Raw genomic sequence first — 15,985 nt, forward strand, 5'->3', positions numbered from 1 at the left:
GCACCTTTCCGGGAGCGCTCCCTGTAGGGACGCGTTTTCGGGAGAGCTCCCCGTAAGGATGCGTTTCCGGGAGAGCTCCTCGGAGAGCCCTCCCCCGTAGCCGCCGTCGCTCACCCGCACGGCCCCCGCCCCGAGCGCCCCGTGAGCCGTCGCCGCAGGATGGGTTCATGCCCAATCCGTCCCGGCCGCGTGCCGCTGCCCTGGCCGCCGCCGCCCTCCTCATGACCTCCGCCCTCGCGGCGTGCAGCGGCGACCCCAAGGACGCGGACCTGACCTCCCAGACCCTCAGCTGGAAGGACTGCCCCGCGCCCTCGGAGTCGGAGGGCGGCGGCCCCGCGCCGTCCCCGCTGCCCGGAGGCGCCACCTGGCAGTGCGCCACCATGAAGGCGCCCCTCGACTGGGACAAGCCCAAGGGCGACACGATCGGCATCGCGCTCATCCGCGCCAAGTCCTCCGGCGCCGAGGACAAGCGCATCGGATCGCTCATCTTCAACTTCGGCGGACCGGGCGGCTCCGGAGTCACCACGCTGCCCGCGTTCGGCAACGAGTACGCGAAGCTGCGCACCCGCTACGACCTGGTGAGTTTCGACCCTCGCGGCGTCGGCCGCAGCGACGGCGTGAAGTGCGAGAACGACCAGCAGCTCGACAAGTACTTCCAGCAGGACGCCATGCCCGACGACGCCGCCGAGACGAAGGAGCTCGTAGGCAACATCACCCAGTTCAACGACGCCTGCGAAAGGAACTCCGGGAAGGTCATCCCGCACGTCGCGACCACGGACGCGGCGCGCGACATGGACCTGATGCGGCAGGTGCTCGGCGACGACAAGCTGCACTACTTCGGGATCTCGTACGGCACCGAACTGGGCGGCGTGTACGCCCACCTCTTCCCGAAGAAGGTGGGCCGCGCCATCTTCGACGGCGTCGTCGACCCCACCGAGAACTCCGAGGAGGGCTCGCTCAGCCAGGCCAAGGGCTTCCAGCTCGCCCTCGACAACTACGCGAAGGACTGCACCTCCAAGGTCGAGGACTGCCCGGTCGGCGACACTCCCGAGCAGGTCAAGGCCAAGATCGCGAAGCTGCTCAAGGACCTGGAATCCAAGCCGATCCCCGGGGTCTTCCCGCGCGAGCTGACGCAGACCGCCGCGACGAGCGGCATCGCGCAGTCGCTGTACTCCAAGGACTTCTGGGAGTACCTCACCGAGGGCCTCGTACAGGCCTACGAGGGCGACGGCAAGATCCTCATGCTCCTGTCGGACTCCATGAACGGCCGTAACGAGAACGGGCAGTACAGCAACATCCAGGCGGCCAACGTCTCCGTCAACTGCGCCGACGACAAGCCCCGCTACACGCCGGCATACGTCAAGTCGAAGCTCCCCGAGTTCCGCGCCGCCTCTCCCCTGTTCGGCGACTACCTCGCTTGGGGCATGCTCAGCTGCACGGACTGGGCGGTCCCCGGCGCCGCGGACCACCCCGACGTGAGCGCGCCCGGCTCGGCGCCGATCCTCGTCGTGGGCAACACGGGCGACCCGGCCACCCCGTACGAAGGTGCGAGGAAGATGGTCGACGCGCTCGGCAAGGGTGTCGGGGTGGAACTCACCTACGAGGGCCAGGGCCACGGCTCTTACGACAGCGGGAACAAGTGTGTGCGGGGCGCTGTGGACAGCTATCTGCTGAACGGGACGGTGCCGAAGGCGGGCTCGGTCTGCAAGTAGCGGCGGGGGTACGTGCGTTCGGCTCGCACGCACGGTCGCCGATGACACGCTGGCGCAGGTGATTGTCAGTGGCGCTGCCTAGGATGGTCTGACTGTCTTCGGATCGGAGGCAGGCGAGGGGGATCGCCAGGGGGGTGCCTGTGTCGCGTCATGTTCGTTCGCTCGCGCTGCTGGCCGCGGGGCTGCTGGTGGCCGGTGCCGCCGCGGGCTGCGGCGGGTCGGGAGACAAGGCCGGGCACGGCGAGGGGAAGGGGCGCGCGCAGCCACCGCGCTCGTCGCCGCCCTCGCCGTCGTCACCGCCAGGCTCGGGCACGGCCGGCCGCGCCGGCACGCTGCCCGCGCTGCCCGCCGTGCTCACGTCTCAGCGGCTCGACTGGGGCCGCTGCAAGGCCACCGACGACGGCCCCGCGCCCGGCTCCGACTGGCAGTGCGCGACGCTGAAGGCGCCCCTCGACTACGCGAAGCCGGACGGGAAGACCATCGGCGTCGCCCTCATCCGCGCCAAGTCCACGGGCGGGAGCGGCCGTTCCGGCTCGCTCCTGTTCAACTTCGGTGGCCCGGGCGGCTCCGGGGTCTCGATGCTGCCCGCCTTCGCACCGGACTACGCGAAGCTGCGCGAGCGCTACGACCTGGTGAGCTTCGACCCGCGCGGCGTCGGCGCGAGCGAGGGAGTGCGCTGCCGCGACGACAAGGCGATCCAGGCCGCCGAGTCCGTCGACCTCACGCCGGACACCCCCGCCGAGGAGCGGGCGTACTTCAAGGACGCCGCCGACTTCGGCGCGGGCTGCGCGCGGCAGGCCGGCAAGCTGCTCGGGCACGTGTCGACGGACGAGACAGCCCGCGACATGGATCTGGCGCGCCAGGCGCTCGGCGACGACAAGCTGCACTACATGGGCGTCTCGTACGGGACCCAACTGGGCGGTGTGTACGCGCACTTGTTCCCCGGCAAGGTGGGACGGCTCGTCCTGGACGCCGTGGTCGACCCGGCCGCGGACACCGTGGGCCACGCCGAGAACCAGACGAGGGGCTTCCAGCGGGCCCTCGACAACTACCTCAAGTCCACCGGTCAGGACCCGGATCAGGGGTCCCGGAAAATCGCCGCGCTGCTGAAGCGGATCGACGCGAAGCCGCTGCGGACCTCGGGCGGCCGCGAGCTCAACCAGTCGCTCGCGACGATCGGCATCACCGTCACCCTGTACAGCCAGAGCAGTTGGCCCGCACTGACGCGTGGCCTGGAGGCGGCGGAAAAGGGGGACGGGACGGCGCTGCTCGCGCTGGCCGACGCATACAACGAGCGGAGTCCCGCCGGGCATTACAGCCCGCAGAGCCACTCGCAGCGGGCGATCTCCTGCCTCGACGACAAGGCACGGCCGACGCCGCGGGAGGCGCAGCAACGGCTCGCCTCGTTCCGCGAGACCTCGCCCGTCTTCGGGGAGTTCATGGCCTGGGACACGGCGGGCTGGTGCCATGACTGGCCGGTGCCGGGCCAGTACGCGACACCCGAGGTGAGCGCGCCGGGCGCCGCCCCGATCCTCGTCGTGGGGAACACGGGCGACCCGGCGACCCCGTACGAGGGCGCCCGCCGGATGGCGGACGAGCTCGGCAAGGGCGTCGGTGTCGAGCTCACCTGGAAGGGCGAGGGGCACGGCGCGTACGGCAGCGGGTCGAGCTGCGTCGACTCGACGGTGAACGGCTATCTACTGGAGGGCCGAATACCGCGCGACGGGAAGGTCTGTTCCTGACGCGGACGCCGACGCGGTGCCCCATGCGGCGCTCTATGACGAACGGGCCCCGCACGCGAGGTGCGGGACCCGTTCGCAAAAGCTGCCCCCTGACCGGCGGCGTCGGCCGCGCGGGCCGGCGGGCGGTCTAGTAGACCGGCTTCTCGGGCTCGATCTGGTTGACCCAGCCGATCACTCCGCCGCCGACGTGCACGGCGTCCGAGAAGCCCGCGGACTTCAGGACGGCGAGGACTTCCGCACTGCGGACACCCGTCTTGCAATGCAAGACGATCTTCTTGTCCTGCGGGAGACTCTCCAGGGCGGTGCCCATGAGGAACTCGTTCTTCGGGATCAGCCGGGCGCCGGGAATCGAGACGATCTCGTACTCGTTCGGCTCGCGGACGTCGATGATCTCGATGTTCTCGCCGTCGTCGATCCACTCCTTGAGCTGCTTGGGAGTGATCGTCGAGCCGGCCGCCGCCTCCTGGGCCTCCTCGGACACGACGCCGCAGAAGGCCTCGTAGTCGATGAGCTCGGTGACGGTCGCGTTCGGGCCGCAGACCGCGCAGTCGGGGTCCTTGCGGACCTTGACCTGGCGGTACTGCATCTCCAGGGCGTCGTAGATCATCAGGCGGCCGACGAGCGGCTCGCCGACGCCCGCGAGGACCTTGATCGCCTCGGTGACCTGGATGGAGCCGATGGACGCGCACAGCACGCCCAGGACGCCGCCCTCGGCGCAGGAGGGGACCATTCCGGGGGGCGGGGGCTCGGGGTAGAGGCAGCGGTAGCACGGGCCGTGCTCGGACCAGAAGACCGAGGCCTGGCCGTCGAAGCGGTAGATCGAGCCCCACACGTACGGCTTGTTGAGCAGCACGCACGCGTCGTTGACCAGGTAGCGGGTCGCGAAGTTGTCCGTGCCGTCGACGATCAGGTCGTACTGGCTGAAGATGTCCATCACGTTCTCGGCCTCGAGCCGCTCTTCGTGGAGGATCACGTTCACGTACGGGTTGATGCCGAGGACGGAGTCCTTGGCGGACTCGGCCTTGGAGCGGCCGATGTCAGCCTGGCTGTGGATGATCTGGCGCTGGAGGTTCGACTCGTCGACCTCGTCGAACTCGACGATGCCGAGCGTGCCCACACCGGCCGCGGCCAGGTACATGAGCGCCGGCGAACCGAGGCCGCCCGCGCCCACGGCGAGCACCTTGGCGTTCTTCAGCCGCTTCTGCCCGTCCATCCCGACATCGGGGATGATCAGGTGGCGGGAGTACCTGCGGACCTCGTCTACGGTGAGCTCAGCAGCTGGCTCTACCAGGGGTGGCAGCGACACGGGGGCTCCGTTGATCGTCATTTCGGAACAGTGGTTCTTGCGTCAACACTGCCACGCCCCTCTTCATTCCGAGACACCCGTTCCGACCCGCGAGACGATGTCGTCCCAGTACCCGGGCATGGCCTCCCAGGGATCGGCGGCGCCGCCGCGGTCCGTGCGGTCGGTGAAGTAGATCGTCCCCGCGCCCTGCCAGCGGGCGATGCGCAGCGCCTCGTCGAGGTGCCCGCGGGGTACGCCGTGCACGAAGTGGCAGAAGCGCTCGGGCGGGTAGTCGGCGGTCCACTCGGCGACCTGGGACCACCGGTAGTCGCTCCAAGGCCCGGAGAAGGTCACCAACTGGTCGGCGGTCTCGGCGTATCCCGGGTACGGGTGCGTGCCGTGCCCGAGGACGATGTGGGCGTCCTCGCACAGGGCGCGCAGCGTGGTGACGATGCGGCGGACCTCGGGGAGGGCCGCCCGCTCGGTCGGGCAGCGGCCGAGGGAGAACCCGTCGACGCGGTACCAGTCGAGATAGCGGTGGGCGTCGGAGACGACCTCGCCGAACGAGCGGGCGCCGTAGGTGAGATCGAGGTGGCCGAGGACCCGTACGTCCCGGTTGCGCAGCCTGCCCGCGGCTTCGAGGCAGTGCGGGTCGGGGCGGGCCCCGGGTCCGTCCGCCACGTTCAGGACGACCCAGTGCAAGGGGGTGCCGGGGCGGGTGAGTTCGGCCCATTCGACGGGCGCCATGAGGGGGTGTGCGTAGCCGGGGATGCCGAAGCCGAGCCGTATGTCGGTGCTCGCGGTCCCGGGGACGGTGGGGGTCAGATACGGCATGCCGCTTCCATCCAGATGTCGGCGAGTGATTCCTCGAGGTTGATGCGGGGGCGCCAGCCGAGCCGGTCGCGTGCGGTGCGCACGTCGGCCTGCTGCCAGCTGCCGCAGCCGTCCGGGTACGGGTACGCGGCGGGTGCCACGTGGTCGGGGTCGGAGCGGGGGTGGCCGAGCGTCGGGCGGACGGGGCCGCCGGGTGAGTCGAGCTCGTGGAGCGCGCCGCCGAAGCCGGCGACGCGGGCGAGTACGGACGCCGCGTCCCGCAGCCGGACGGCACGGCCCGAGCCGATGTTGATGACGCCCTGCGCGGCGGAGAGCGAGGCGGCGTGGACGGCGCGGGCCACGTCGCGTACGTCGATGAAGTCGCGCTGCGCGCCGAGTCCGCCGAGCTTGAGTTCGCCGTCACCGGACTGCATGACGCGGCGCATGGCCTCGGCGAGACGGCCGAGGGGCGAGCCGGCGGGGGTGCCGGGTCCGGCCGGGGAGAACACCCGCAGGACGACGGCGTCGAGGCCGGAGCCGAGGACGAGTTCCGTCGCGGCGAGCTTGCTCACGCCGTACGGTCCGCCGGGCCTCGGCACGGCGTCCTCGGCGGTGGAGGAGCCTTGCTGCGAGGGCCCGTACTCGGCGCCGCAGCCGATCTGGACGAGGCGGGCGCCGCAGCCGCTGCGCCGCAGTGCCTCACAGATGGTGGCGACGGCGACGGTGTTGTGGCGGGTGAGGTCGCGGGCGCCGCCGCGGGTGGCTCCCGCGCAGTTGATGACGACTCCGGGGTGGACCGCGTCGAGGAAGCGGGTCAGTGCGCCCGGGCTTCCTGTGGCCAGGTCGAACCGTACGTCCGCGTCGTCCCCCCTGCCGAGTGCGGTGAGCTGCACGGCGGGGTCGGCAAGGAGGCGGTCGGCGACGAAGCGGCCGAGATATCCATTGGCTCCGATCAGCAGCACCCTCATCGGGCGGCTCCCTGGGTGAGCTCTCCGAGCTCTCCGGGAAGTCCTGGACGCCCGGGGTGTCTGGATGGTCCAGGGCCTCCGGGGGGAGGGGTGGTCATCTCGCGTTCTCCTTAGGGGTGTTGCCGTGGGTCTTCGGAAGGCCCGCGGTGTCGGCCCCGCGGGAGGGGAGCGGCCGGCGGGCCGCTTCGTGTGGTCGTACGGCGTCGGGCGCGGTCACGGAGTGGTGTCCGTGGGCGCGTGGGCGGAGGCCCTGGTGAGGGTGCGGGCCGCGTGGACGAGGAGGGTGAGGGCGGCGGCGCCGCAGGCCAGGCCGGGTACGGCGCCGGGCCCCCAGGCGTCGACGGCCGTCTCTACGGGGACGGCGAGGACGCCGCAGCCGGGGAGGCGGCCGGCGAACACGGTGCAGACCGCGAGTGCCTCGGCCGCGGCGGCTGCGCCGAGGACGACGGCGGGGGCGTGGGTGCGGCCGTGCGCCGTGAGCAGGCGGGCGAGCAGCAGGAGTGCGCCGAGCGTTCCGGCACCGGCGTATGCGGCGTCCTGGCCGAGTACGGCGGCGGCCACCCCGATGAGGGTCCACAGCGCACACAGGAAGAGCGCGAAGACGGCGAGGAGGAGGGGGCGGACGGAGGCGGCGAACTCTTCGAGGCCCCGGCTGGAGGCGAGCCTGCGCCGGGCCACGGCGCCGAAGAGCTGGGCGCACCAGGCGCCGGGCGCGACGGCGAAGGCGAGGGCGAGGAGGGGGGCGGTGGCGGGTGCCCAGGCCTCGTCGGGACCGCCCGCTACGGCGGCGCTCAGGAGTCCGTCGCCGAGGAGCGCGTAGGCGAGGAGCCAGCAGGTCCAGGCGCGGGTGGCGGGCACGGTGTGGGCGGTGGCGCGCAGCGGGCCGCGGCGCAGGGCCGCGCGGAGTGCGGCGGTGACGGCGAGCACGCCGCCGGCCCCGACCGCGAGCCGCAGTCGTCCGCCGGTGAAGTTGAGTCCTACGAGGGTGAGGGCGCCGAGCGTGCCGGGGAGCAGCGCGAGGACGGCCCAGACGGGGCGCCGGCCGCGCGGTGTGTCGGATACGGCGTACTGGATTTCCGGTTCGATGTCGCTGTCGCGGGGCACGCGCGCGTACATCTCTTCGGCGAGCGAGAAGACGTCGCGGTGCCGGAAGCGGGCGGCGGTCCGGTCGGTCACGCCGTGGGCCTCCAGACCGGCGGCGATCTCCAGGGCGTCGACGGCGCGCTCGCACAGCTCGCGGTGCCGGTGCATCAGCGCTTTCACGGGATCCACGCCGGTACGGCGGCGGCTGCCGCCGGTGGCCTCGTCGGCCTTGGCGGGGCTGCCGGGGTTGGCGGGGCTGCCGGGGCTGCCGGGGTTGGCGGGGTTGGCGGGGCTGCCGGGGCTGCCGGGGTTGGCGGGGCTGCCGGGAGGGGAGGCCGGCGGAGGGGGTGGCGTGTAGCGGAGCGGGCTGCCCGTTGATGCGGCTGCGGTGGTGGCGCGCCAGGCCGCGGGTTCGTTCAACAATGCTTCGTCGGCCGCGGCGGGGTCGAGCCCACGGGCCAGGACCCCCGGTTCAGCCTCCAGCTCGGGCCCCGCATGCCGCTCCGATTCCGGTCCAGCCTCCGGCTCGGGCCCCACACACCGCTCCGATTCCGGTCCAGCCTCCGGCCCCGTAACCGGCTCAGCATCCGACCCCGACCCGACATCCGACCCCAACCCGACACCCGGCCCCGGCTCCCCCAACACCTCCTGCGACCCCGCACCCCACGCATCCGCGCCGCCTGGCACCTGCGGCGCGTCCAGGCCAGCGCCCACGACCGTCTCGCCCGACCGCTGCCCGCTCACGCGTCCCCCTCCCCACCGGGAAAGGCCCCTGCCAACTGGCCTTGCTCACCGGTCGGCCGCTCCCCGCCACCGCCCGAACCCACGGCACCGCCCGAGCCGATACCCCCACCCGAACCAGCGGCACCGCCCCCCGAGGCAGCCGCCTCCCCCTCCGCCCCCGCCCAACTGGGCGCGCCCCCAGAAACGGAGCGCCCCGCCAGCCACGTGCCGAAGCCCCCGCCCGACTCGCTCGTCGGCGCGGTCCAGCGGCCCGGTACATGGGCCTCCGGAGGGTTGGCGAAGGGCAGGGGTTTGCCCGCGTCGTCCACGGATTCACGGCGCACCGGGCAGTGGGAAACGATCTCCAGGTAAATGCTGTGAAATGCCGTGATGTTCTGCTCGACGGTGAAGAGTTCGAGCGCTCGTGCCCGCGCGGCGGCGCCGAGCCGTTCACGGCGCCGCGGGTCGCGCAGCAGCGACACACACGCCTCGGCGAGCGCCCGCGGATTGCGCGGCGGGACCACCAGGCCGGTGCCGCCGATGACCTCGACGACGGCGCCCGCGTCGGTCGAGACCGTCGCGCGTCCGCAGAACATCGCCTCGACGAGGCTGATGGGGAACCCCTCGACGATGCTCGACAGGACGACGATGCTCCCGGCGGCGTACGCGTCCGCGAGGGCGGGCGTCTCGGGCCCGCCGATCCCCTCGAAGGAGACCGGGTTGTCGCCCATCGTGTGGGCGCCCTCCGCCTCGTCGGGGAAGAGCTGGGCGGCGAGGGCCTTGCAGTGGGCGAGGTAGGCGGCGGCGTCGGGTCCCTCAGCAGGTGCTCCGACGAGGCGCAGGCGGGCTTTGGGCTCCTCCTTGCGGATCTCCGCGAAGGCGTGGAGGAGGGAGATCAGGTCCTTGGAGGGTTCGATGCGGCCGACCCAGACAAGGGTGTCGGGCTCCCCCGGCTCCTCGCGCTCGCCGATCTCGGCGAAGCGGGAGGCCTCCATGCCGGGGTGGACGGTGCGCAGTTTGGCGCGGTCGGCGCCGCACCGCTCCTGCCAGCGCCGGGCGTGTGTGTTGCCGGGGGTGATGATCGCGGCTTGCCGGTAGGTCTCGGCGGCGAGGCGGCCGTGGAATGCGGCGAGCATCGCCCGTACGGGGGCCTTGAGTTCGGCGTCGCCGGCCGCGATGTAGTGGGCCCGCAGCTGTACCCCGTACTCGGTGACGAGGAGGGGGACGCCGGAGAAGTGGCGGGCGACGAGTCCGGGGAGGGCGGCGGGGCCGCCGGAGGTGGCGTGGCACAGGTCGACCGAGCCGAGGCCGTCGTCGCCGTACCAGTCGAGGGAGAGCGGGCGCAGGGCGCGTTCGATCTGTCCGGCGACGGTGAGGAGGTCGGGGACGCGGGCGGCGCGGGCCGCGCGCAGGGCGCCCGGTGCGCGGCAGGCGCGCTCCAGCGTGCGCACGGCGGTTTCGGAGCGCAGGGCGCCGACGAGTCCGCCTTCGTCGCGGGCGAGTTCGGCGAGGGCGTACAACGCGTTGCCGAAACGGTCCGCCTCGGCGCCGACGGAGTGGGCGGGCGCACCCGCGAGGCCGGTGGCGTCGGGGGAAGCCCCGGTACAGACGGCCGCCGCCAGCTCCGCGTACGCGTCGGCGAAGCGTCGCCTGCTGCGGCGTCCGTAGCCGGTGCCGTCGTCGTCGGCGGTCCACATCGGCGCGGTGCGCACCCGGCTGACCTGTGGCGGCAGTTCGATCCAGCCGCGGTCCTCCTGGTCCTGACTGCGGCTGAGCGCGTAGAGGTCGAACTCGTGCTGCTCGAGCCCGCGCACGAGCCGGTCGCACCAGAGTCTGGCCTCACCGCTCACATATGGATAGCCACCCTCCGTAAGTAGTCCGATGCGCACGAGTACACCCCCGATCTCCCGTCTGGGGAGCCGCCGTTGGTCCGGCGGCTCAGCGGGACGAACGTATGCGGACATGCCGGTGGCGTGATGGACGGTTGTCCATCACGCCACCAAAAGGGGTGAACGGCCGTAACTTTCCCGTGCGGGTAGCGTTCCGTCGCGCTACACGCTCATTCGATCACGGAGTGTCATGTTGCGGCCAGCTCCCTGCGAGCGGTGCGTCGTCGCGCGGCGACGGCCGGATCGAGCGCCGGCACGGCGGCGAGCAGCTGCCGGGTGTACGGGTCCTGCGGCGCTCCGTAGACCTCGTCCACGGTGCCGTACTCGACGACGCGTCCCTTGCGCATGACGGCGACCCGGTCGCTGACCTGGCGGACGACGGCGAGGTCGTGGGCGATGAAGACGAGGGCGAGGCCCAGCTCGTCCTGGAGTTCCCGCAGCAGGCCGGTGACCTGGGCCTGGGTCGTGACGTCGAGGGCGGAGACGGCTTCGTCGCACACGATGATGCGCGGTTCGGCGGCGAGCGCGCGGGCGATCCCGACGCGCTGGCGCTGGCCGCCACTGAACTCGTGCGGATAGCGCCCGTAGTGCGCCGGGTCGAGCCCGACGCGTTCCAGGAGCTCCTCGACCCGGCCGCTCACCTCCTTGTCGCCGCGCGCCCGCAGCGGATCGGCGACGGACTCCCCCACGCTGCGGCGGGGGTTGAGGGAGGAGACGGGGTCCTGGAACACCATCTGCACGCCCGTGTCGGCCCGCGCCCTTGAAAGGAGCACCTGCCCGGACGTCGGTTCGAGGAGTCCGACGAGCATCCGCCCGAGCGTGGTCTTGCCGCTGCCGCTCTCGCCCACGATTCCGAGGGTCTCGCCCCGGCGCACGGTCAGGGAGACCCCGTCGACGGCGGCGAAGGCGCGCTTGCCGCGCCCGAACTCCCGTCGCAGGTCGACCGCTTCGAGCAGGACGTCGCCCGTCGCGTCCGGGCGCTGCGGGCGTGCCGCGTCGACGCGGGGGACGGCGCCGAGCAGTTCCTTCGTGTACGCGGCGGAGGGTGAGCCGAGCACGTCGGCGACGGTTCCGCGTTCGACGGCGCGGCCGTGGCGCATGACGAGGACGTCGTCGACGCTCTCGGCGGCGACGCCCACGTCGTGGGTGACGAGGATGAGGCCCATGCCGGTCTCCTGGCGCAGTCCGTGCAGCAGGTCGAGGATCTGCGCCTGGACGGTGACGTCGAGGGCGGTGGTCGGTTCGTCGGCGACGAGGAGGGCGGGTTCGCAGGCCAGGGCCATGGCGATCAGGGCGCGCTGGCGCATGCCGCCGCTGAACTCGTGGGGGCGTGAGCGCGCGCGGCGGGCGGCGTCGGGGATGCCGACCCGGTCGAGCACTTCCACGGCACGCGCGCGTGCGGCGCGCCGGGACGCCTTGGAGTGCACGCGGTACACCTCGGCGATCTGGTCGCCGACGGCGTAGTACGGGTCGAGGGAGGACAGCGGGTCCTGGAAGACCATCGCGGCCGTCCCGCCCCGCAGTCGCCGCAGGGCCTCGTCGTCGGCTTCCTGTACGTCGGTGCCGGCGACGCGCACGGACCCGGTGACGCGCGCGCCGGTCCCCCGGTGGAGGCCGAGGAGCGCGGAGGCGACCGTGCTCTTGCCGGAGCCGGATTCGCCGACGACGCCGAGCGCCGCGCCCTCCTCCAGGCGGAAGGAGAGCGCGTCGACGGCCCGCAGGTCCCCGAACTCGACGGTGAGCGCGTCCACTTCGACGAGGCTCATGACAGGACCACCCGTCGGTCGGCCACCGCGTACAGGACGTCCGCGACGGCATTGGCGAGTACGACGAAGAAGCCGGTGACGAGGACCATGCCGACGACGACCGGCAGGTCGACGACGTTGACGGCGTGCACGAGTTCGCGGCCGAGTCCGGGGATGCCGAACAGGGTCTCGCTGAGCACGGCGCCGCCGAACATGGAGCCGAAGTCGTTGGCGTTCAGGGCGATGACAGGGGCGACGGCGCCGCGCAGGGCGTGCCGTCCGATGATGGAGCGTTCGCCGACCCCGTAGGCGCGGAAGGTGCGCACGTGGTCCTCGGTGAGGGTCTCCAGCATGGAGGCGCGGGTGAGGCGCGCGTACTTGGCGGCCTCGATGAGGGCGAGCGACAGCCAGGGCAGGAGCAGGTTCCACGCCCACTGTTCGGGGTCGTCGGTGAAGGGCACGTACTGCGGGAAGGGCAGCCACTGGAGCTGTCCGCAGACGACGATCATCAGCAGCAGGCCGATGACGAAGACCGGCGTGGCCGTGCCGGCGAGGGTGATGCCGGTGAGGATCCGCTCGGTGGGACGGCCGCGCCGCCATGCGGACAGGACGCCGGTGCCGACGCCGAGGATCAGCCACAGCACCATGGCGCCGAGCGCGAGCGAGGCGGTGGCGGGCAGCTTGGTGAGGATCAGCTGCGTGACCTGCTGGTCGGTCTGGTACGAGAAGCCGAGGCAGGGGGCGTCGCAGTGCTGGACGGCGGTGCCGGTGGAGAAGTCCTGTCCTACGAAGATGCCCTGGAGGAAGTGCCAGTAGCGCAGGTACAGCGGGTCGTCGAGCCTCAACTGGTCGGCGACCTGCTGCACTTGGGCGGGCGAGCAGCGGGGGCCGCAGCTGATCTGGGCGACGTTGCCGGGGGCGGCGTAGAAGACGACGTAGATGATCACGGAGATGGCGAGCAGGGTGACGGCGGCGCCGATCGCCCTGCGCAGCAGGAAGCCGGTCATGCGCCGGCCTCCCGCTTGCGGCCCGTGCCGATGCGCAGGCGGGACGCGGCGCGCGGGTCGAGCGCGGTGCGCACGCCGTCGCCGAGGACGGTGAGCGCGAGCACGGTCACGAAGAGCGCGCCTGCGGGCAGCAGTAGGTACTGCGGCGCGGCCTGGTACCAGACGTCGGCGGCGGTGAGCATCTGTCCCCAGGAGGGTGTGGGCGGTTTGACGCCGACGCCGAGGAACGAGAGGGCCGCCTCGACGGTGACGTTCGTCGGGACGAGCAGGGACGCGTACGTGATGACGGGCGCGGCGAGCGACGGGAGGAGTTCGCGGCGGGCGATCTGCCAGGTGGGCCAGCCGCTGAGCCGGGCCGCGGCCACGAAGTCGCGTTCCTTGAGGGTGATGGTCTGGGCGCGCACGATCTTGGCGGTGCCGCCCCAGGCCACGAGCCCGATCACGAGGGCGACGAGGACGGGCCGGGGAAAGCCGCCCGGGACGATCGCCATCAGGGCGAGCGCGAGGATCATCAGGGGCAGCGCGACGATGACGTCGGTGGCGCGGCTGAGGATCTGGTCGACCCAGCGGTTGCCGAGCCCGGCCGCGATGCCGACGGTGACGCCGATGAACACCTGCACCACGGTGGCGGCGAGTGCGACGCCGAGGGAGACCCGGGCCCCGTAGACGAGGCGGGTGAACAGGTCGCGTCCGGTCTGCGGTTCGACGCCGAGCCAGTGCTCGCCGCCGGCCCCGCCGAACGCGCCGACGGGCACGCCGCCGCGCGCGGAGTCGATGAGGTGGGGGTGGTACGTGTTCGGGTCCTGGCCCTCGATCAGCGCGAGGAGCGGGGCCCCGAGGGCGATCAGGACGAGCAGGGCGACGACGGCCGCCGCGACGAGGGCGGCGCGCTGCGTACGCATGCGCCGCCAGAACTGACGGGCCCCGGAGACGGGGGCGGACGCCGTGACGGCGCCCGCCCCTGCGGTCCCCGAGGCCACAAGTGCCTCGGTCATCGCGTCACTTCACCGAGACCTGCGAGATGTCGAGCACTCCGGTCCAGTCGCTGATGACGATGTTCTTGACGTCCGGTCCGTACAGGCGCTTGTACACCGGGTGGAACAGCGGCACGGTCAGTGCCTGCTCCCCGATCTTCTTGTCCAGTGCACCCCAGCGCTTGGCGGCAGCGTCAAGATCGGTCAGCTTGTTGATCGAGTCGATCTCGTCATTGACGGACTTGTCATTGAGGAAGCCGGTGTTGAAGTTCGCGCCGTCCTTGACGATCTGCCGGCCGTCGAAGATCGGGGCGAGGAACGGGCCGCCGGAGGGCCAGTCGGCTCCCCAGTGCGCGAGGAAGAAGCCGGGCTCCTTCTTGGCGCTGTGGATCGTGTCGGAGTAGTCGTTCGCCTCCAGGCCCTGGAGCTTGACGGTGATGCCGGCCTTCTTCAGGGCGTCCTGGAGGGCGGTGGCGATCTCCGGGCTGGTCTCGAAGTCCTTGGCGTTGGAGTGCGTGAGGGTGACGGTCAGGCCCTTCTTGTAACCGGCGTCCTTGAGCAGCTCCTTGGCCTTCTGCGCGTTGCCCGAGGCACCGGCCGGGAAGTGGTCGTACGCGGTGTAACCGAAGGACTTCTGGTTCGGCAGGTACGTCGTCGCGGCCTCGGCGAGCGAGGAGCCGCCGGCCGCGTTGATCACCGACGAGCGGTCGACGGCGGTGGCGATGGCCTGGCGCACCTTCGGGTTGTCGAACGGCTTCACCTTCGGGTTGAAGGCGATGTAGTTCGTGTAGCCGAAGTGGCCGGTGCCGACGCGGGCGGCGAGCTTCTTGTCGCCGCTGACCTTGGCGAGTTCGGCGGGGCCGAGGTTGGTGTCGGTGGTGACGGCGGCGGCGTCGGCTCCCTGACCTGCGGAGATCCGCTGGTTGATGACGGACGGGTCGAGACCGGAGCGGACGTCGACCCGGTCCGGGTAGGCCTTGCGCTCCTCGTCGGTTGTCGCGGACCAGTGCGTGTTGCGCTCCAGGACGAGCCGCTCGCCGTCGTTCTCGTTCTTCACGACCTTGTACGGGCCGGACGAGACGGGGTGCTCCTCGTACTTCGTGCCGGTGTCCTTGGCCTTGGGCACGGGCGTGAACTGCGTCTGCGTGGCCAGGTAGGGAAACTCACCCTCGGGCTTGTTCAGGTGGAAGACGATGGTCCGCGCATCCGGGGTCTCGATCGAGTCGAGGCCCTTCTTGTCCTTGTACGGGCCCTGGTAGTCGGCGCCGCCGATCAGCCAGTCCCTCAAGTACGGTGCGCCACCGGAGAGTTCGGCGGCGAACGACCGCTCGATGCCGTACTTGATGTCGGCGGACGTGATGGCCGAGCCGTCCTCGTAGGTGACGCCCTTCTTCAGGGTGTACGTCCACACGGTCGCGTTCTTGCTGGGCTTGCCCAGGTCGGTGGCGAGGTCGGGGACGACCTTCGCGCCCGCTGCGCCGTCCTCGCGGTTGCGGGTGGTCAGCGTGCGGAAGACGAGCGAGGGGACGTTGCCGCCGCCGGAGGTGTAGAGCCGCGCCGGGTCGAAGTCGGACTGCGGGTTGGAGTTGAGGACGGTGAGGGTGCCGCCCTTCTGCGGCTTGGCGTCGGAGCTCCCCCCTGCGTCGCTGTCCTTGGGCCCCGCGCAGGCGGCGGCGCCGGCGGCGAGGACCACGCTGACGGATGCGGCGGCCACGCGGCGCGCTATGACGGACGGTTGACGCATCGGAAATCGACCCCTTGGGGAATGTGCGCTGCACTGGGCAGCAGAGGGCAGGCAGGGAAATGCGCAGAACTCGCCCTAGGCACGTCGACAGCCGGAAACCGCGAAACCGGAAACCCTGAGAAGGGATAAGGGTGGAGACCGGAAAGGAGAGATTAGATGCGACGCAGCACGCCAGGGGCGGGCGTCAGCAACAGTGCACGTCGGCGACGCACAGCCCGGTCACGCCGATGAGCGTGAGCTCAATGGCGGTGCTCGAGGGTGCGTGGCGGTGCGACATGCGGAGAAATATGAACGAACTTT

General features: G+C 71.7%; 12 protein-coding genes. 2 read left to right on the forward strand and 10 right to left on the reverse strand.

Annotated features, from left to right (window positions below; genetic code table 11):
- Positions 1–167 precede the first annotated feature (167 nt).
- Positions 168–1,712, forward strand: coding sequence for an alpha/beta hydrolase (locus ACWFR4_RS08990; protein ID WP_453462989.1), 1,545 nt, complete (start codon positions 168–170; stop codon positions 1,710–1,712).
- A gap of 140 nt (positions 1,713–1,852) precedes the next feature.
- The gene (locus ACWFR4_RS08995) at positions 1,853–3,454 is read left to right on the forward strand and encodes an alpha/beta hydrolase (RefSeq protein ID WP_453651671.1); all 1,602 of its coding nucleotides are present in this window, start codon (positions 1,853–1,855) and stop codon (positions 3,452–3,454) included.
- Between the two features lie 127 nt (positions 3,455–3,581).
- On the opposite strand, the gene moeZ is transcribed toward ACWFR4_RS08995, so the two are convergent.
- The 10 genes from moeZ to ACWFR4_RS09045 form a co-directional block, all read right to left on the reverse strand.
- Positions 3,582–4,760, reverse strand: a complete 1,179-nt coding sequence (moeZ, locus tag ACWFR4_RS09000) for an adenylyltransferase/sulfurtransferase MoeZ (RefSeq protein WP_116513428.1) — start codon at positions 4,758–4,760, stop codon at positions 3,582–3,584.
- Positions 4,761–4,823: 63 nt separating this feature from the next.
- The gene (locus ACWFR4_RS09005; RefSeq protein ID WP_453651673.1) at positions 4,824–5,573 is read right to left on the reverse strand and encodes a spherulation-specific family 4 protein; all 750 of its coding nucleotides are present in this window, start codon (positions 5,571–5,573) and stop codon (positions 4,824–4,826) included.
- Positions 5,561–6,520 carry an NAD-dependent epimerase/dehydratase family protein gene (locus ACWFR4_RS09010; protein ID WP_453651675.1) on the reverse strand — a complete coding sequence of 320 codons (960 nt, stop codon included), beginning with the start codon at positions 6,518–6,520 and terminating at the stop codon, positions 5,561–5,563. The genes ACWFR4_RS09005 and ACWFR4_RS09010 overlap by 13 nt, the downstream gene beginning before the upstream one ends.
- A 213-nt stretch (positions 6,521–6,733) precedes the next feature.
- Positions 6,734–8,023, reverse strand: coding sequence for a hypothetical protein (locus tag ACWFR4_RS09015; RefSeq protein WP_453651677.1), 1,290 nt, complete (start codon positions 8,021–8,023; stop codon positions 6,734–6,736).
- Positions 8,024–8,343: 320 nt separating this feature from the next.
- On the reverse strand, positions 8,344–10,215 hold the full coding sequence (locus ACWFR4_RS09020) for a DUF3492 domain-containing protein (RefSeq protein ID WP_453651679.1): 1,872 nt from the start codon (positions 10,213–10,215) through the stop codon (positions 8,344–8,346).
- Positions 10,216–10,403: 188 nt separating this feature from the next.
- Complete coding sequence (locus tag ACWFR4_RS09025; RefSeq protein ID WP_453651681.1) at positions 10,404–11,981, reverse strand: dipeptide ABC transporter ATP-binding protein; 1,578 nt, start codon at positions 11,979–11,981, stop codon at positions 10,404–10,406.
- A complete protein-coding gene (locus ACWFR4_RS09030) occupies positions 11,978–12,967 on the reverse strand; it encodes an ABC transporter permease (protein WP_453463007.1) in 990 nt (329 codons plus the stop codon). Before ACWFR4_RS09030 ends, ACWFR4_RS09025 begins: the two co-directional genes overlap by 4 nt.
- Positions 12,964–13,962, reverse strand: coding sequence for an ABC transporter permease (locus tag ACWFR4_RS09035; RefSeq protein WP_453651683.1), 999 nt, complete (start codon positions 13,960–13,962; stop codon positions 12,964–12,966). The genes ACWFR4_RS09030 and ACWFR4_RS09035 overlap by 4 nt, the downstream gene beginning before the upstream one ends.
- 4 nt (positions 13,963–13,966) lie before the next feature.
- Complete coding sequence (locus ACWFR4_RS09040; protein ID WP_453468790.1) at positions 13,967–15,685, reverse strand: ABC transporter substrate-binding protein; 1,719 nt, start codon at positions 15,683–15,685, stop codon at positions 13,967–13,969.
- 184 nt (positions 15,686–15,869) lie between these two features.
- Positions 15,870–15,962 carry an Ms4533A family Cys-rich leader peptide gene (locus ACWFR4_RS09045; RefSeq protein ID WP_453468789.1) on the reverse strand — a complete coding sequence of 31 codons (93 nt, stop codon included), beginning with the start codon at positions 15,960–15,962 and terminating at the stop codon, positions 15,870–15,872.
- Between the last annotated feature and the right edge of the window lie 23 nt (positions 15,963–15,985).

This window comes from Streptomyces sp. NPDC055140 (assembly GCF_053607285.1).

Coding starts and splice junctions, on each gene's coding strand:
- ACWFR4_RS09010 (WP_453651675.1), bottom strand. CDS start 6,520: ATGAGGGTGCTGCTGATCGGAGCCAATGGATATCTCGGCCGCTTCGTC.
- ACWFR4_RS09045 (WP_453468789.1), bottom strand. CDS start 15,962: ATGTCGCACCGCCACGCACCCTCGAGCACCGCCATTGAGCTCACGCTC.
- ACWFR4_RS08990 (WP_453462989.1), top strand. CDS start 168: ATGCCCAATCCGTCCCGGCCGCGTGCCGCTGCCCTGGCCGCCGCCGCC.
- ACWFR4_RS09030 (WP_453463007.1), bottom strand. CDS start 12,967: ATGACCGGCTTCCTGCTGCGCAGGGCGATCGGCGCCGCCGTCACCCTG.
- ACWFR4_RS09025 (WP_453651681.1), bottom strand. CDS start 11,981: ATGAGCCTCGTCGAAGTGGACGCGCTCACCGTCGAGTTCGGGGACCTG.
- ACWFR4_RS09035 (WP_453651683.1), bottom strand. CDS start 13,962: ATGACCGAGGCACTTGTGGCCTCGGGGACCGCAGGGGCGGGCGCCGTC.
- ACWFR4_RS09040 (WP_453468790.1), bottom strand. CDS start 15,685: ATGCGTCAACCGTCCGTCATAGCGCGCCGCGTGGCCGCCGCATCCGTC.
- ACWFR4_RS09005 (WP_453651673.1), bottom strand. CDS start 5,573: ATGCCGTATCTGACCCCCACCGTCCCCGGGACCGCGAGCACCGACATA.